The sequence below is a fragment of the Agrobacterium sp. rho-8.1 genome (assembly GCF_033957725.1).
Lineage (GTDB): Bacteria > Pseudomonadota > Alphaproteobacteria > Rhizobiales > Rhizobiaceae > Agrobacterium.
This window is the reverse complement of record NZ_CP192789.1, coordinates 1,667,729-1,684,509: the sequence shown is the minus strand read 5'-3', so window position 1 is coordinate 1,684,509 and position 16,781 is coordinate 1,667,729. Positions and strand designations below refer to the sequence as shown.

Below are 16,781 nucleotides of genomic sequence, written 5' to 3'. Positions count from 1 at the left end.
TGATACTGTTATTGTAATTGCACCCGGATAGCCAGATATCCACTCAGCCACCGAACTTTATCTCCCAATCCGTCAATAAATACCCTCATCCAAATAATCGAAAAACCTATATAAATCATACAGTTGAGCGCGCGGCTGGATTATCTAAAATCATCGCTGATCGCCCTCAAGCTTTAAGCACACCACCCCATAAAAAGGCTAAAACTACAGATATTATATATAACACACGTAGCCATCAATATAAATTATACCTTTTCTTAACATGATACCTACCAAACCGATACATAGAAAAATATTCTACATGCAATGTATAGATTCCGGAATTAACGTATATATTTAAATTCAATCGGAAAATATATCCAAAAACACGAGCATCAAGCATGTCGCCGCTTCTCAAAGGTTGCAAAACCGATTGACTCTCACAATCGACTAGGCAAGCATCACTTGAAATACGAGGCCAATGAATCGACATGTCGCCAGACCGCTTTAATCAATGCCTGAGGGTCATACGCTGGACACCGATCAATATCGCCTCCGCTCTACAATGCGAACTTTCGTGGATTGAGGCTCTGGAAGTAGGCAATGAAGCCGTCCCTGCAGACCTGGCCGAATGGCTAGAAACGCTTGCACAAACGCATGAGGCTCTTCCACCGCCAATCACCTACAGAGGCAAACGGTCGGCCTTCTGATCGCCAACGCTTCCATCTTCAATCACAATGGTACGAGTTGCACAAAGCGAAAGTTTTAGCTGACTTGCAAAAGCTCGCACAGGCTGTGATCGCAGAAGGCTTCTCAGGTAGTCGATCATCTCGTGGAATATGCAGCTGTTGAACAGAATCTTGTCTGCCGCCGTGTTTAGTAGGCTATCAGCTTAGTTATGACAAAAACAATCCGTCGAGCCAGGCAGATGACGGTGTGACAATACCGGCTGCCGCGACTCCTTGGAAACTCTCGTGTGGTGAGTCATCTTGTCGTCGATTGATCGGAATATCCGGTAATAGTGCACATCAACTATGCCCCCCGGCAGGATGACAATCAACGACTGAGCGAGTGCGCTTTATCCTCGGTCCGATTGATCGTCTGGCCAGTGTTCAACGGTCACGCCCTCCAAAATCCGGCGCCAATGTCCAACCCGCTCATTTGCCCCGGCTCGCGGCTACAACGGCATGAGGCATCAGGAATGCAGTGATCTCCGTGATGACCTCCATCAATTCACCCGGATCATGGGCAACGTCTTCAACAAACGCTCGCCATTGCCGTTGCTTTTGCTGATCCTTGGCAAATGCTGCTGTTAACGCATCCGGTAGGGCCGTTGGGATCGGCGTCTCACGCCGTTCGAAAGTGGCGGCAATTGCCTGTGCTAACCTGTCATTGCTGAAATCGAACGACCTGCTGAGAATCCAGATGTCGTAGAAATCTTTCATCCGGGTGTTGGAACGCCCCAGCGCCACCATCGCCTGGAACTTCTCGGCGATGACAGTTTCCCGCGCGTAGCCCCGTAGTCGGGGCATTGGGAAATCGAGCATTGAAGGATAGTCCAGTTCTTCGGCACCAGGCTCCAATGCATCGCCAAAGCCGATGTCGATCGTCAGACTGATCCGGGCACCGCTGATCGAGGCCGTCGTCCTCAGCCTCAGCCCGCCATACTCCAGTTCCTCGCGAATACGGTCGACGCGAAGTGCGTCAGCGTCGAATTCCACGCCATCGCCGGCTTCCTGCGTCAGGATCTCCCGAAACGTCGCCAGCATCGGCTCAGCACTCGGATCGCCAAAACCCAGCAGATCAAGGTCGCGCGTGCCGCGGTGCGGATCGTCGAACCAACTCATCATCAGCATCGCGCCCTTCAGCACGAAGCGCTTGGCATGTCGTGACTGGCTGAGCCGGAAGAGCAGCCGCTCGAGGGCGAAGCGTGTCAGAACTAGGTCGAAGCTCTGGTCATTTGCCTTGGCGAGTTGCAGCAGGCGGGCGCGCACCGAGGCGCCGATATTCCTAATCTCCTTAACCATTGGCAGTCAGCGCCTCGAGATACGGCCGGATCACAGTGGCAACCCCTCCTCGCTCGGCCTGCCTAGCAATTTCGCCGGGAGTGACCTTGCTCTGGCGGAGCGCCTCTTGGAGGCCCTCGATCGCAACCGACAGGCCGATCTTGTTGCGATATCGGAAACAGTCCGCGATTGTTTTGACGATCCCAAAGACCTTTACGGGCACACCCTCGACAATATGGGTCTCGACGCTTTCATTGAGCAGTCTTTCGGTAAACCGCACGATACGAATGGGTGTACCGTCAGATTTGGGAGGCCAGTCCTTCTGGCCGATGGCCAGCCATATCTGTCTCGGAAGCTGATCGGTCAGGCCGTGAAATGCGAGGGCCGACACAAGGCAGACGACGCCCTTAGGTGCGCGCTTGGCGGCCTCAGCTAGGCTGTGATTGGCGTCGAGCGCTGCGTCGGAGAGCTGGTAAAGGCCGCGTGCAAGTCGGAGCACCTCTCCATCCCGCTCCATGCGGCTCATAGTGGCAGCCGTTACGCCAGCGTCGCGCAGCTCGACAAGGCGCGCGATCCCACGCGCCGTAAGTAATGCGTGGGCGATCTGGCGCTGGGGGAGAGATGGAGACATTGATACAATAGCTCTGAACTAAGGATGTACTATCCGAGGTTTCATATCAAATTTCGACGTTGAAGGAAAGCTCTAGCGAGCAGTTTTCAACCGAGCGCTCCTACTCTACATCCAATGCGACATCTGAAGCCAGAAAACGCAAAAAGCCCCACGAGGGGGCTTTAATGGGATCGCAGGATCGTTGTCTACCGGGGCAGGATTTGAACCTGCGAAGCTCGGCGTTGATCACCGCGCGCCCTTATCCTTCAACCGGTAGCACGTCCCGCTCCAGCATTGCGACATGTTCGTCACAGACGATCTTTACCAGCTCAAGCAAATGCGCCGTCCGCTCTCCAAGCCAGACAAGCGCCTCTTCGCTGATCTCGAAATGCTTGGAATAACGAGCCTTCACATAGGCCTCATTGATCGTGTTGAACCAGGCCCGCTCGCGGTGTTGGTCGCGCGGAAAGGCTTCGACCAAACGCAGGTCCTGCTCCTCAGCCAGCGAGCGCAAGAACTTGATATTGTGTGATGGCGGCCCGTAATTTGTCAGAGTGAGCAGAACGCAGGAGTAAGCCTGTTCAAGTGTCTGATGAATCAAAAATGCAGCATGCTTGAACTGCTTATCGTTCACCGCCTGCATAGCGAGTATGGCGTTGTAGTTTCCAAACGAGTAACGACTCTCGAAATGCTCCCGAGCAACCCTCAACCGCTCTTCCGCCGTGAGCGGTTTTGGCTCAGCCAGAGGCTCGTCATCCAGCTCGTAGAGAACAATGCCTTCCTTGCGGATATCCGAGAAGAAGTAATGGCCTTCCTTCAGTTGCGTGTTTACCTCGCGACGCGAGTGCACGATGAACTGCGTCGGCGTTTCGATAAAGCTGTCGCGGATCAGACGGTCGGCTGCCTTGTACCAGTATTCGGCAAAGTCGGTCGGCTTGCGATTGTTGACGATCACCAGCAGATCAAAGTCAGAGCGATAGCCCTTCATCGTGTGCGGTTCGTCAACGAAGGTGCCGCGGGCGTAAGAGCCGAACAGGATGATTTTGAGAATGCGTCCGCGCTTCTTGAAGTCCGATGTTCCTTCGCCCAGAGCATCCTCGAATTCCTCGTGCAGGATTTCCAGCGCACGGGCAAGTTCGCGTTGCTTGCGGGGCGGAATATGATCGAGGGAGGACTTCATCATGGTAGCGGCTTCTTGGCGTTGGCGGTATCGACGTGGACTCTCTGAATGGTGGCTCTAAAAATCTGACACAGTTAAACCGAAACAACAACTGCAGGAAATCCCACCAGGCCTTTGACACACATTGCACAAAAGCTCTCAGAGGCATTGACCAATCTGCGTCTTCGACCCTGTTTTTCGGATGTGGTCTAGTGGTCATCAACGTCATTGGTTACTCATCAGCCGTGGCCCTGGCCAACCTTCCCACCATCCGTCCAAACGTTTGGTCATTCAACGCGAACCGGTGAATGAGCGCCATGGTGACATGGCCTGCGATCAGAACCGACAAAACCCATGCCAGCAAACTATGAAGAAGATCAGCCGGCATTATCATCCACATGACCTCTATCCCGCTTGCAGGAACCCACGGTGCCCACCCCTTGCCACTGCAATAGGCCCGCAACAGCGCCAGTGCCGGAATGCTAAACATCAGAAGATAAAAGCTGGCGTGAACAACAGCGGCTGCACGACCGGTGACGGTTGTCGATTGAACCGGGCGACGGTTGCGATTGACGGTCCACCAGATAGCGCGAATGACAACAAGCACGATCACCAAAAGGCCAACGGTGCCATGGCCAGGTCCAAGCGAGGTGACCGTCCTGACCAACTCCGTATCGCCGAACAATCGCCACGTCAAAATGACGACAAACTGCCAGATCAAAAGATAGGCCATTGTCCAATGCAAGGTCCGGCTGATCAGACCATAATGCTTCGGCGTATCCAGCCACATGCGAAAATTCCTCTTTATCATTGCCTGCCTCTAGCTGCCGTTGGCGCAGAGCGCAACGGTGGGATCCGACCGGGATCGTTCGTCTGATCCTGGGCTGCGCTCCCTCACCCGGTGGCGCCAGACGCACGCCCGTCCTGCCGCTCACTACGGCGCTATGGGGAGCGCGTTCCCGTCAGGACAGGCTCATTCCGCAATCCCTCGTGAGCGTCCAGTCATCCGTATCGCCACAAAGGCGTACCTGCCGGGCATTCATTGTAACATTGAGCACCGTCATGGTTCATTGTCCCCGATGACATCAGCTTGATTGCCATTGGCTTGCTGAAGGTACCCATTGCTCTGCTGCGCGGCGACATCTGCCACACCGTGGCCTTGACCCAACCGGCATTCTTCGAGCAGGTCCGCAAACAAGGCACGATCGGCATCGCGACGGAGAAACGCCGGCAGCTGTGTTGCAAGCCAATGCCTGAGGTCACACTGATCGCTGGTATCACCATCATGCGCTGATCGACACGCCAGGCGCTCCAGCACAAATGATCCGAGCAATATCTTGCGCCGGGTGTCCTGCGCGCGCTCATGCTTGCCCAGCCGCGATTGCAAGGCGCGTTTGCGCTCCTCGAGCTCTTTGATGCGTTGCGCGATCGGCTTTCTCATAACGGCATCCTCCTTTGACGATTTGGCCTTGGGGCTATTCGAACTCCAATCTCTCAGGTCCCGCAACGTGCAGATCTGCACGTCGCCAGCACGGCCTGCCGGTGCTAGCCAAGCCAGATCAAAGCAATAAGGGCGCACTTACGAGTTGCAGCGTTTTCGCTCAACCGGTTTCCAGGATCAGGAAAGGACAAATGCCGGTGGCGATTTACCATCTCAGCAGCAAGCCCGTCTCCAGATCAGGCGGCAGAAGTGCCGTCGCTGCCATCGCCTATCGCACCGCCAGCCTGCTGGTGAACGAACGCGATGGAATGGTCCATGACTTCACCGCCAAGCAGGGTGTCGACCACTGTGAGATCGTTTTGCCAGATGATGTCGAGGCAACCTGGGCGATCGATCGCTCGACGCTCTGGAATGCAGCGGAAGCTGCCGAGAAGCGCTGCGATGCGCGCGTTGCCCGCGAGTTCGAAATCGCCCTTCCTCACGAGCTGAGCAGCAACCATTGCCTGTCACTGACGCGCACCTTTGCGCAGGATCTGGCCAACCGCTATGGCACCGCCGTCGACTTTGCCATCCATGTGCCCCAGGGCAAAAGTGACATCCGCAATATCCATGCCCATGTGTTGATGACCACGCGTGAAGTCACGCCGGATGGGCTTGGGAGCAAGGCGCTGATCGAGCGCGAGAACAAATGGCTGCTCGCCCATGGTTTGCCGACCTCGCACATGCAGATGCGCGATGTTCGGAAAGCCTTTGCAGAGCATGCAAACCGACATCTGATGCGCGCAGGTCTTGATCTGCGCATCGATCACCGCTCGCATATGGAGCGGGGTTTATCGCTATCACCAACCGGGCATATGGGCGTGCATGCCAGTCAGATGATGCGGCGCGGACTGCATGTGTCACGCACCCGGCTTGATGAAGACGCAGCACGGCGAAACGCCGAGTTGATCCGCCGCAAACCAGACGAGGTACTCAAACTCATCACCGATGAAAAGAGCGTGTTTGATCGTTACGATGTCGCGCGCACACTGAATCGCTACATCAACGACACCGACGCATTCCAGTCAGCCTTTGCCACCGTCATGGCATCACCGCAACTGGTCGACCTGCAGCCCGAACGACACGGCGAACTGGCCAGTTATTCGACGCGGGAGATGATCACCATCGAACATGCCATGGCAGCCAGTGCCCTGCGGATGGCACACAGACAAAGCCATGGTGTGAGGGCAGGCCATGTCGCTCATGCGCTGGATCGTCAGGACGCGATTTTGAAGGGGGCTGGTCTCAGCCACGAGCAGCGTGAGGCTGTGCGCCACATCACCTCACCTGCGCAAATCGCCGCCGTGATCGGCTTTGCCGGTGCTGGCAAATCCACAATGCTGGCGGCTGCACGCGACGCCTGGGAAGCACAGGGTTTCGTGGTTCATGGTGCAGCCCTTGCCGGCAAGGCGGCAGAAGGTTTGACGCAATCATCCGGCATTGCCGCACGCACTCTGGCATCCTGGGAGTATGGCTGGAACAAAGGAAAGAGTGAGCTTGGCCATGGCGATATCTTCGTCATCGACGAGGCCGGCATGGTTGGCAGTCGCCAGCTCGCGCGGTTCGTGAAGGAGGTCGAAGCGCGTGGCGCAAAGCTCGTTCTGGTCGGCGATCACGAACAGCTTCAGGCGATCGGTGCAGGCTCGCCGTTCAGGGCCATTGCCGAGCGGATCGGATCGGTCGAACTATCGCAAATCCGTCGGCAGAAACAGCACTGGCAGCGACAGGCCTCGGTCGCTTTTGCCACCCATCGCACCGATGATGGACTGATAGCTTACGCCGAACAGGGCAGCGTCCAGTTTGCCGATGACCGTCGTCAGGCGCGCGAACAACTCGTGGCCGACTATCTCGCTGATCTCAAACAGAACCCATCCGCATCCCGCATTGCCCTTGCCCACCGCAGGCTCGATGTTCGCGCCATTAACGACGGCATCCGAGAAGCGCTGCAGGCTGAAGGGCGGCTTGCGAAACGGAGCGGTCTGGGCAGCGGGAACGATGGAGCGTCAACCGTTAAACTCCGGACGGATCTTCCTATCAAAGGTGACAGCGAACTCATCTATCAGACCGTCAACGGCAATCGTGCTTTCGCCCCCGGCGATCGCATTCTTCTTTTGGAAAACAATCGCGATCTTGGCGTCAAAAATGGCATGTTGGGAACGGTGCAGGCCGTCGAGCCGGACGCAATACAAATGCGGCTCGACGGAGCTGCCAGCGGGCAAACAAATGCCCGTGTTCTCTCTGTACCCGTCAAAGATTACCAAAGTTTTGATCATGGCTATGCGACCACCATTCACAAATCCCAAGGCGCCACAGTCGACCGTGCCTTCGTCATGGCATCCTCAACGATGGACCGGCATCTCACCTATGTGGCCATGACGCGCCATCGCCATCAGGCAACCCTTTATGCCGGTCGCGATGACCTCGACGGCATCAAAGATATGGTTGCCAGCATGAGCCGTTCCGGCGCCAAGGAAACGACGCTCGATTACATCAATGTCTTTGCTTCGCGGCGCGGGCTGACACCCCAGACATCTCCAGCGATCGAGCTTGCCAACGCTCTCGTACCTGTTCAAACGTTCACCTCTGATGCAGCCCCGGTTGTACGAGAAAAGCAGGATCAACTTTTGCAACAAGGGCGTGCTGTCGAGGCACAATCTGGTGCGATGCGTCCCAGCAATCCGGTCGACCCTGCGCTGCACGCCGAGCCCGCAAAACCTCTGACACAGACGAACGACATTGCGCCCCATCACCCGCGGGAAGACGAAACTCCCGCCCCGCTCATCCCCGCAATCCGACATTATGATCGCACCGTCGACGACATCGCCTGCGAAAAGGCCCTGCCCAATCTGGTCAGAGATATGGAGGTCGTGCGGTCGGTGGGTCGTGACGTCTATATCGATCCTGACCGGGCTGTCGACACCCTCACCTGCGCCATCACCGAGGCAGGGGTCGACGGAAAAGCTCTGGCCAAATCGCTCGTTGAGAAACCCGAGCAGTTCGGAGCCTTGCGCGGCAAGGCTGGCCTTCTCGGTGACAACAAGGAGCGCAAGCTTGCCCGTCACTTGACCCTGGCGCTTGGCAGCCATGTCATATCAGCCGCCAAAACCTGGGAACGCCGTCTGAACGCCGAACGCCAGTCAGAAACCTGGAAACGTGAGCGTCAGGACGTCATCGAAGTCCCGGGTCTCACACCCCGCAGCGAGGCCCTTCTGCAACAGTTCGACAGCCTGTCCCTTAAAGATAGGCCAACATTCCTCAAACAGCTCCTGACAACGCCAGAGGGACAAACGGCCATCATGGAGGCCCGCACCATCACAGATGCGCTTGAGCAACGCTTTGGCAGCGCCGATCCGCGGAACCTGAAACCAGACACGTTGCGGCTGGGGCCGGGCATTGCCAAACAACTCGACCACATCACAAACATCGCCCGCATCGTCGAACGCGCTCATCGCGCAGAGATCACCTATCAATACAACCTCAAGCAGTCACTGACGAAAAGCCTCGGTTTGGGGATGTGACATCAGCAACTTGAGCCGCATCGATCATTAAAAGTGGTCGCAGCCCACAGCGCTTCCTGCCTCCCAAGATCGGATCTACTTAGCGATGGTGGGCTAGATCAGAAACCATGTCACGATGACGGTAACGATGCCAAGAGTGGCGACCCGCCGCGCTGTCGGCGAAAGTCCAAACCAGTATGACGCGGTGAAAGGGACACGCTCCCCAACAGATAACTAACGCTCGGCGCTCACCACTGAGGACACGATATCGGTTTTCGTTTCTGCTGTCGTGGCGTCCGGAACGGTGGCAGACGGCATTGCCGGCACGGCAAAAACTCTTGTGGTCACCCCATCGGACCTGACCGCCACAGAGACATCGCAACCGGATCTGAGTGCGTCATTTGCGTGTTGGGCTCCGGCAGTGTCGTTATCGGCTTAAACAAGGGATGTATGCGTCACAAGAAAAAAGGGCATCGCTCCCAGAACTATCCGAACCAAACCATCATCAACAAAAAAGCCAATCTTTCCGCGGCACCCTTTTACGTGGGGCCATGATTATTCATCGTCAGGTCATGCCGTTGGCGGTTCTGCCTCTGGCAGAACCCTAGCCGCATTTCGACCACCAAGAGACCGGATAAGATCCAGAGGCATCGTCACGTTAACCCCTCGGCGATTGGCGTGTTCGCGAGATCGGGCCAAGTTCGTTGCCAAGCGTCGAGCTCACCCAAAACGGAATCGGAGTCGCATGGAAATCGGATGCCCCACTGTTCGAATTCGTTACGAACTCGCCGCCGGAGCCTGGCATCGATCCTGTGCAACGCCTGGTTCCACAGAGCGTACGAAGCACTCGGATCGAGATCGTTTTCCATCATGGTGTTTCACAGCTCAGTTTTCCGCGCGGAATAACCCGGAATTAGGTAGTAAATGCCATAAGATTTACGTCTTATAATTGCGGTATTTGTCATAGAAGGTTGAAGTTATCGGCCTTCGAGGTCGGGACTTTTGGCCCGATGACGTAGCGTCGCATTGGCTTTCTAGCAATATTTCTGTTCAGCCTGTCCAATTCCCACCCTGCATGCCTCAGGCCATTCCTCCCAGATGGTCGAGGGCGACATGGACGGGACAGTCTCTCGGGATAGACCGTAGCCCTACCGGTGGGTGGCAATCCCGATAGCATTCCGCTTCGGGTCTTCCGCCCATATCGCTGCCTGTCCGTCGACCATATCGCTGACCATATACCGACCATTCCGCTTAACTTCTATCGACCATTCCGCTACAATTTATCTCCCCAAAAACGAAAGTCTTCAGGAACGCCCCGAACTGCCCTCTGTCGTCCCGCATTCTCTCGAGAGACAGGTCACGAAGAGATGCGAGAAGACCGGAATCGAGGAAATGTATTTTAGGGGTTTTGGTCAAGCGCTTCAGTTTGTTGGAAAACCAAGGTTGAACGGTTCGGGCGAGAAACAGGCTCTCGAATATACCGACGTATTTCTGGGTTGTGACGTGGTTCATCCCGATGGGGGCGCCAATTCCGGAGTAGTTCACGAGTTGTCCCGAATGCTCAGCTAGAACGCGCAGCAAGCGCGGCATTTGCGCAATCTGCTCGATTTGAGCAACATCACGAACGTCGCGCTGAACGATCGCTTGGATATAATCCGCATACCAGTCGTGTTTGCGGCCCAACGTTTTGCGGCCCAATGCCTCCTCGGGATATCCACCGGCAAGGACCGCAGCCATCAAGTCGTCTCCGATGACGGGTTCTCCGACCTTTGTTTCATTTTGAAAGGCGTCGTTCAGGAAGCTGCTGCCCGCGGTTCTGATCTCGCTCTGCGCAAGCGGCAGCAGTCGAACGACCTCCATGCGTCCTGCGAGGGAGTCCGCCACGCGTGGTAACGTCATAATATTAGCTGAACCGGTCAGGAGGAAACGTCCCGGGCGCTGGTCGGTATCCACACTTTCTTTGATAGCGAGCAACAGCTCGGGGGCGAGTTGAATTTCATCGATCACGGCGCGATCTATATGCCTTACGAAGCCAACCGGATCCTGTCGCGCTGCCTCCAGGGTGGTCGCATTGTCTAAAGTGTAATACTCCGTGGCCTCGTTGGCGATCTTCTTTGCCAGCGTCTTTTTTCCTGATTGTCGGGGACCGACGATCATAATCACCCTTGTGTCTAACATGGCATCGGCAACGCGTTGCTCGACGAGTCTTGGATAGAGCATCACGGCCGTATTCCTCTCAATGACCGTTTGAAAGTATATTATTGACTAATTGAAAGTTAAGATGTGACCATTTGAAATTAACTTGGCGGCTGATTGAAAATCGAGGCCCGAACTCGGTGGCATGAGGTAGGCGAGAGTTAAGCAGGCACCGCCTCTCGCTAATCAATCACCCAAACTGATTTAGCTGAAACCCGCCGAGAGGATGGTCATGAATGATGGGGGAGAAAATTCGTGTATACGCTGAACACAATGCTGAACTTTACAATGGATGAATCCAACGCCTTGAGCGGAGTCGAACCTACGACCGCGCTCTTGTTTCGCGTCGATCTCATCCAGACCGTTAGGGATGTCAGAGACTTAGAAATCCCAGTCCCCGAGCTCGTTCGCTAGTGCCTTGCCAACCACGTAGGATGACCGTCTCGAATTTTTGAGAGCAGTCCTTGCCCATCTTCTCTCGTCTCGCTGCAAAAGTTTGGATTCGCTTGAGGTGGCTCGCCATCATACGGCAGGTTTGACAACTGTGTCGTGGAAAATGGATGAATAAATGATGCATAACTGCGCTTCAGGAATTGGATGGAAATGGAGGTTAAAATGGAATTTTTAAACACCACGAGCGTCCGAATCACGCCCGAAATCCTTTCGCTGATTGCCGAGATCGACGAATTCAAAGGAGCCTGGCGTGCGATAGGCCGGATCGCGCTTGAGCGATTGTCCAGCCTGAGGCGTATCGCCACGATCGAAAGCGTCGGTTCCTCCACACGTATTGAAGGGGCACGCCTCACCGACCGAGAGGTCGAAAAGCTGCTGGCAAACATTCGCTTGGGGTCGTTTACGACACGCGACGAGCAAGAGGTTTCCGGCTATCATCCTCGCCGACATGCCGGAGTTATCCGTCGCATTGCTCGAGTTGGCGCGCGAGCACGGGCGGATCACGGTCGCAGAGGCTGCCCGTATCACCCAAGCAAGCCGTCACACAATCAAGGATCATCTTAAGGCACTCGTGGATCGAGGGCACCTCGTCCTGCACGGTGCAGGCCGCGGTGCATGGTACGGTCTTTCATGATGAACTGGATCTCAGGTCCATCTGAATAGATATGCTATTGAATTGATACGAACGAGGAACCTCTAGGAAGGGGCCACCCTTAAACTGGAGAATTAGTGCGTGATCGATAATGTCTACGCCTTCGCATTGTACCTTCGAAACCTCGCGAAATGGGGACTTGCGTGACGGCCTTTCATCATGGGCGCTGCGATGTTTCAAGCAATCATGGGGCTCGCACCCCATGATTGTTTCATTGGTGTCAGCGATGGCATATCGCAACTTTCACAGTCAGGGATAGGCCGTAGATCCATCCGGTTTGTTGGTGATTTTGCGTTGCCAATGGATGTAGTCGTCCGTCAGCAAAGCTTTTTCGTCGATCTCAATCCCCCAGCCTGGACGGTCGGGCCGCAACTCCATGTGTCCATCTACCGGCATGTATGGATCAAGCGCCCACGGCGCGTGGACATGCGGCTTAAACTCCAGGATCTGGAAGTTCGGCTGTGCGGCGCAGAAATGGATATTGACTGCAGTAGCCAACGGACCCATCGGATTATGCGGTGCGACGGTCACATAATGGGCTTCGGCAAGCGTGGCGATGCGGCGCATTTCACAGACGCCTCCCACAACGCAGATGTCAGGTTGGATGATATCGGCACCCTGTGCCGATAGCAGGGACAGGAATTCGAAGCGGTTATAGAGAGACTCACCCGTGGCGAGTGGCACGTTGACCTTCGACTTCAGTTCCCGCCATGCAGGAATGTGTTCGGGTCGAATAGGCTCCTCATAGAAAAGCGGGTCGTTCGGGGCGATCGCCGCAGCCAGCTGAACGGCCTTGTATGGTTCGAAGATTTTGGCATGGGCATCGAAGGCGAATTCGAAATGCGACGGGGTGATTTCGCGTATTCTTCCGAACCAATCACCAGTTTCCTTGACCAGTTCGCCCCATCGGCCTGTGTGCAGATCGCGGCGATACGGGCTGAGCTTGAACGCCGTGTAACCGTAGTCTTCGTTAAGCTTTAGCGTCTGATCGAGCGCGTGTTCTGCATCCGGTGCAGTATAGACGCCACAATATACGCGTACGCGGTCACGGACACTACCACCCAGCAACATATACACCGGCAGACCCGCAGCCTTGCCGGCGATATCCCACAACGCATGGTCGATCGCGGAAATTGCGGCGAGGCCCAGAGCCCCGGGAGGAAACCGGCACTGCTGATTGAGCTTGAGTACGAGATATTCGACCCGGCGCGGATCTTCGCCTTCGATCTGATGAAACAGGTAGTCGAAAAGCGGCGGCAGCGACCAGTCGGGGCCGTGATTGTAACATTCGCCCCAGCCGCTGATGCCCTCGCTCGTCTCTATCTTGAGAAGCAGTCGCGGGCGTTCGTCCACGCGCTGCATGTAGGTCTTAATTCCAGTGATATGCACTTATAATTCTCCCTCAAGCAGCTTTTGCGTCGGAGCGAACACGGTCCACGACTTCGCGGAGGATCTCACGCTCAACTGCTGTCAGTTCGACCACGCCCGGCACGCGCACAGGGCCGACATCCGTCCCGAGCATGCCGAGCGCCTCCTTGACGACGGTAACGTTAGCGCCATTATTGTATTTCGTGCGTAACGCCTCGAACTGGGCAATTCCATCGATCAGGCCGCGTGCCGTAGCATAATCGCCGGATTCGAGCGCCGCATGGATAGCGTGTGAACGCTCGGGAAAGACGTTGACGAGACCCGAGGTGAAGCCGCGTGCGCCCATTGCGTAAAATGCCGGTGCCCAACCTTCTGCAAGTCCGCAAACCCAGATCGCCGGTGCGTCATGGGTAGCGCGGATCACTTCGGCCAGTAGCATGAGATTAGGCGAGGCGAATTTGATACCGGCTATATTGGGGTGTAGCGCCAGTTTGCGGAAATCGTCTACGGAGAAGCCGTCGCTGCGCACATAGGCAATGACTGGAATCGTGCAAAATTCCGCCAGCTCAAGAAAATAGGCAGCCTGATAAGCTGGTCCGGCAAACGGATCCATCGGATGATGCCCCATGATCGCGTCGGCACCTGCGGCGATGGCGTCGCTCGCCAGCGCCTTTGCATCGGTCAGCGACCGGCCAACGGCCGCACTGACAAGAGCCTTGCCGTCCGCAGCCTTGATGGTCGTATTGTGCACGAGGCGGATCTCGTCCATCGTGAGCGTGAAAAACTCACCGGTATTGCCCGCCGCCATCAGGTTGTGGACCTTAGCCGCGGCAAGTCCTTTGATCAGCCCGTCAAGCTTCTGCATATCAATCGAGCCGTCGCTCCCGTAAGGTGTCACGGGAACGCCTGATATCCCGGAAAGAGCCGTTCTTACGGCCTGTAGTTTTTCAGTCACGCTCACTATCCTTCTGCTTTCCAAATACGATGGACAGGTAGGTTTCGCCCGAACGCACGACATGGTCGCGCATTAAGCGCTCCGCCCTGTCTGCATCTCCGGCGACGATTGCGTCGGCGATGGCGACATGCTCCTCAAGCGCCTTCTGGCGCTCTGACGGATCGAGGTGAATGACGCGACGGATGCTCGCATCATAAAATTGCTGGCGTTCGATCAGCTTGGAGAGATAGCTGCACCGCGAACTCCTGTGGATGAGATCGTGGAAGGTCTCGTTGAGCGCGATCAGACCGTCAGCATCGCCCGATGTCGTTGCCTTGCGCATCAGATTGGCGGTCGCAACGAGTTCGACACCCGCTTTCTTGTCGATCCGCTTTGCAGCCAGATGGGCAATCATCGATTCCAGTGCAGCGCGCGCGAGGATCATTTCCTCTGCCCAACTGCTTGCAAACCGTATGATCACGCCGCGCCGCGGCAGGGCTTCAACCAACCCTTCGGTTTCCAACTGCCGAAGGGCCTCCTTGATGGGCGTAGTACTGACCCCGAACTGTTCAGCAAGGCTTCGCTCGTTGACTTTCTCACCAGTAGCAAAACGCCCGGAAATTATGGCTGCACGCATCATCCGATGGACGTGATCCCGGACTGTGACATTGAAGCTGGCGTCGATCTTTTGAAATCCCACGCCACCGGCGGGCGTGTCTGAGCGATTGATCATTTCCCAAAATCCGTTGACGTGACGAAATTAATATGAGATCTGGTATATCAGATTTGATGTCTTTGTCGACAACAAATTTCGACTAATGGGGTTGAGGAGCCTTGGGAGATATCCATGTTAAAGCGAACATTTCTTGCTATCGTAGGCTCTGCGATGATCGGATCCTGCGGCATTCCTGCTCTCGCAAAAACGCCATCGGATCAACTTGTCATCGCCATCATGATGACGTCGATGCGCGGTCTTGATCCGCATGAAATCAACCAGCTCGAGGCTGCCGAGGTCGTGGCCAATCTCTATGACCGGCTTATCGAGCTGCCGGCCGATAACATTACAGTACCAAAGCCCTCGCTCGCCGAGAGCTGGACGGTGGCTGAAGATGGGAAGACATTCACCTTCAAGATCCGGCAGGGAGTGCGGTTTCACTCCGGCAATCCGCTGACAGCGAAAGATGTTGAGTGGTCTCTGCGCCGGCTTGTGAAGCTGGGGCTCGCACCGTCGACCGACCTTCGCCAATGGGGTTTTTCGGCAAAGAATGTCGATGCTCTTATCCGTGCGACGGATGACCAAACGCTGGTGCTGCAGACACCGGAAGTCTGGAACCCCAACCTCATTCTCTATTCTTTGGCCAGTTTCTCAACCTCGATCGTCGATAGCGCCTTTCTGGCAAGCAGGGAGAAAAACGGCGACTGGGCGCGCAACTACCTCCAGACCCAGGACGCTGGCTCGGGCCCGTATTCCCTGACCACTTGGCGTTCCAATCAACTTCTGATCGCTGATGCATTCAAGGACTACTGGAAAGGCATGCCTGCCATGCGGCGGGTGTTCATGAGCCATATCCCTGAATCCTCTGCCCAGCGGCTTCAGATTGATGCGGGTGACGTAGACGTTGCGACGCGATTATCGTCGACGGACCTTTCAGGGCTTGAAGCCGACGGCAAGGTTTCGGTCCAGAAGGTACCAGGATTCGGCTTTTACTATCTGGCACTGAACCAGAAGGACGTGATCCTTTCCAACCCCAAGGTTCGCGAGGCCTTTCGCTATCTCATAGATTATGACGGCCTCAGCAGCACCGTCATGAAATACTACGGCACCAAGCAGCAATCGATCATCCCGGCTGGCCTGCCGGGCGCTAGGAGTGACAACCCTTACAAACTGGACATCGACAAGGCAAAACAACTGCTCACCGAAGCGGGCTATCCCAACGGCTTCTCAAAAGTCTATTTCGCCCAACCCGGAACACCGGAATCCGAAGTAGGAATATCGCTTCAGAATAATGCCGCCAAGGCTGGGATTAAACTCGACTTGCAGATCGGTGACCAGATCGGAAAGTTCAGGTCTCGGCAATTCGAATTGTTTTCATCACGCACCGGCGATCGTCTTCCTGACCCGCATGCGGTTCTTCAATCTTATGCAACGAATGCCGACAATTCCGATGCAGCAAAACTCGCCGGGCTCGTCGCCTGGCGCACCGCGTGGGATGTCCCAAAAGACATACAAGATATGGTGATTGCGGCCGCCCACGAGATTGATCCGGAAAAGCGCAGAGAATTGTATGTACGGATTAACGACGCCTATCTGCGCGCTTCACCAGCTCTTGTCACGTCATTCCAACGTACCGATCCCAAAGCCGTTCGCATGGAAGTGAAAGGTTATATCGGACATCCGACATGGCTGACACGCTGGGACACCGTTTCTAAAAGCGAATGATTTGCGA

At 55.7% G+C, this 16,781-nt stretch carries 14 protein-coding genes; 5 read left to right on the top strand and 9 right to left on the bottom strand.

Annotated features, from left to right (window positions below; all coding sequences use genetic code 11):
* Nucleotides 1-470 precede the first annotated feature (470 nt).
* Nucleotides 471-689 (top strand): hypothetical protein, encoded by a 219-nt coding sequence (locus RMR21_RS22645; RefSeq protein WP_448780962.1) that lies wholly within the window; start codon nt 471-473, stop codon nt 687-689.
* Between the two features lie 447 nt (nt 690-1,136).
* On the opposite strand, the gene RMR21_RS22640 is transcribed toward RMR21_RS22645, so the two are convergent.
* The 5 genes from RMR21_RS22640 to RMR21_RS22620 all read right to left on the bottom strand — a co-directional run bounded on the left by RMR21_RS22640 (nt 1,137) and on the right by RMR21_RS22620 (nt 5,195).
* The gene (locus RMR21_RS22640; protein ID WP_498671706.1) at nt 1,137-2,006 is read right to left on the bottom strand and encodes a nucleotidyl transferase AbiEii/AbiGii toxin family protein; all 870 of its coding nucleotides are present in this window, start codon (nt 2,004-2,006) and stop codon (nt 1,137-1,139) included.
* Entirely contained in the window at nt 1,999-2,616 is a 618-nt protein-coding gene (locus RMR21_RS22635; RefSeq protein ID WP_042618665.1) for a type IV toxin-antitoxin system AbiEi family antitoxin domain-containing protein, read from the bottom strand. Before RMR21_RS22635 ends, RMR21_RS22640 begins: the two co-directional genes overlap by 8 nt.
* Before the next feature lie 238 nt (nt 2,617-2,854).
* Nucleotides 2,855-3,778: a nucleotidyltransferase and HEPN domain-containing protein gene (locus RMR21_RS22630; RefSeq protein ID WP_498671704.1), complete on the bottom strand. Its 924-nt coding sequence runs from the start codon at nt 3,776-3,778 to the stop codon at nt 2,855-2,857.
* Between the two features lie 208 nt (nt 3,779-3,986).
* A complete protein-coding gene (locus tag RMR21_RS22625; protein ID WP_498671702.1) occupies nt 3,987-4,565 on the bottom strand; it encodes a cytochrome b in 579 nt (192 codons plus the stop codon).
* Nucleotides 4,566-4,814: 249 nt separating this feature from the next.
* Nucleotides 4,815-5,195, bottom strand: a complete 381-nt coding sequence (locus RMR21_RS22620; protein WP_498671700.1) for a mobilization protein — start codon at nt 5,193-5,195, stop codon at nt 4,815-4,817.
* A 197-nt stretch (nt 5,196-5,392) separates the two neighbouring features.
* Here RMR21_RS22620 and traA point away from each other — a divergent pair, with 197 nt between their 5' ends.
* Nucleotides 5,393-8,752, top strand: coding sequence for a Ti-type conjugative transfer relaxase TraA (gene traA / locus RMR21_RS22615; RefSeq protein WP_498671901.1), 3,360 nt, complete (start codon nt 5,393-5,395; stop codon nt 8,750-8,752).
* A 1,230-nt stretch (nt 8,753-9,982) separates the two neighbouring features.
* Here the strand turns inward: traA and RMR21_RS22610 are convergent.
* Nucleotides 9,983-10,951, bottom strand: coding sequence for an ATP-binding protein (locus RMR21_RS22610; protein WP_498671897.1), 969 nt, complete (start codon nt 10,949-10,951; stop codon nt 9,983-9,985).
* Nucleotides 10,952-11,542: 591 nt separating this feature from the next.
* Here RMR21_RS22610 and RMR21_RS22605 point away from each other — a divergent pair.
* Complete coding sequence (locus tag RMR21_RS22605; RefSeq protein ID WP_498671906.1) at nt 11,543-11,944, top strand: hypothetical protein; 402 nt, start codon at nt 11,543-11,545, stop codon at nt 11,942-11,944.
* Nucleotides 11,880-12,014: a hypothetical protein gene (locus RMR21_RS22600; RefSeq protein ID WP_498671894.1), complete on the top strand. Its 135-nt coding sequence runs from the start codon at nt 11,880-11,882 to the stop codon at nt 12,012-12,014. Before RMR21_RS22605 ends, RMR21_RS22600 begins: the two co-directional genes overlap by 65 nt.
* A 267-nt stretch (nt 12,015-12,281) precedes the next feature.
* On the opposite strand, the gene RMR21_RS22595 is transcribed toward RMR21_RS22600, so the two are convergent.
* Genes RMR21_RS22595 through RMR21_RS22585 form a run of 3 tightly spaced genes read right to left on the bottom strand, consistent with a single transcriptional unit; the run spans nt 12,282 to nt 15,067 of the window.
* Complete coding sequence (locus RMR21_RS22595) at nt 12,282-13,421, bottom strand: mandelate racemase/muconate lactonizing enzyme family protein (RefSeq protein ID WP_498671698.1); 1,140 nt, start codon at nt 13,419-13,421, stop codon at nt 12,282-12,284.
* Between the two features lie 13 nt (nt 13,422-13,434).
* The gene (locus tag RMR21_RS22590; protein WP_498671892.1) at nt 13,435-14,364 is read right to left on the bottom strand and encodes a dihydrodipicolinate synthase family protein; all 930 of its coding nucleotides are present in this window, start codon (nt 14,362-14,364) and stop codon (nt 13,435-13,437) included.
* On the bottom strand, nt 14,348-15,067 hold the full coding sequence (locus RMR21_RS22585) for a GntR family transcriptional regulator (protein ID WP_498671696.1): 720 nt from the start codon (nt 15,065-15,067) through the stop codon (nt 14,348-14,350). Before RMR21_RS22585 ends, RMR21_RS22590 begins: the two co-directional genes overlap by 17 nt.
* A 114-nt stretch (nt 15,068-15,181) precedes the next feature.
* Here RMR21_RS22585 and RMR21_RS22580 point away from each other — a divergent pair, with 114 nt between their 5' ends.
* Nucleotides 15,182-16,774 (top strand): ABC transporter substrate-binding protein, encoded by a 1,593-nt coding sequence (locus RMR21_RS22580; RefSeq protein WP_498671694.1) that lies wholly within the window; start codon nt 15,182-15,184, stop codon nt 16,772-16,774.
* Nucleotides 16,775-16,781: the final 7 nt, after the last annotated feature.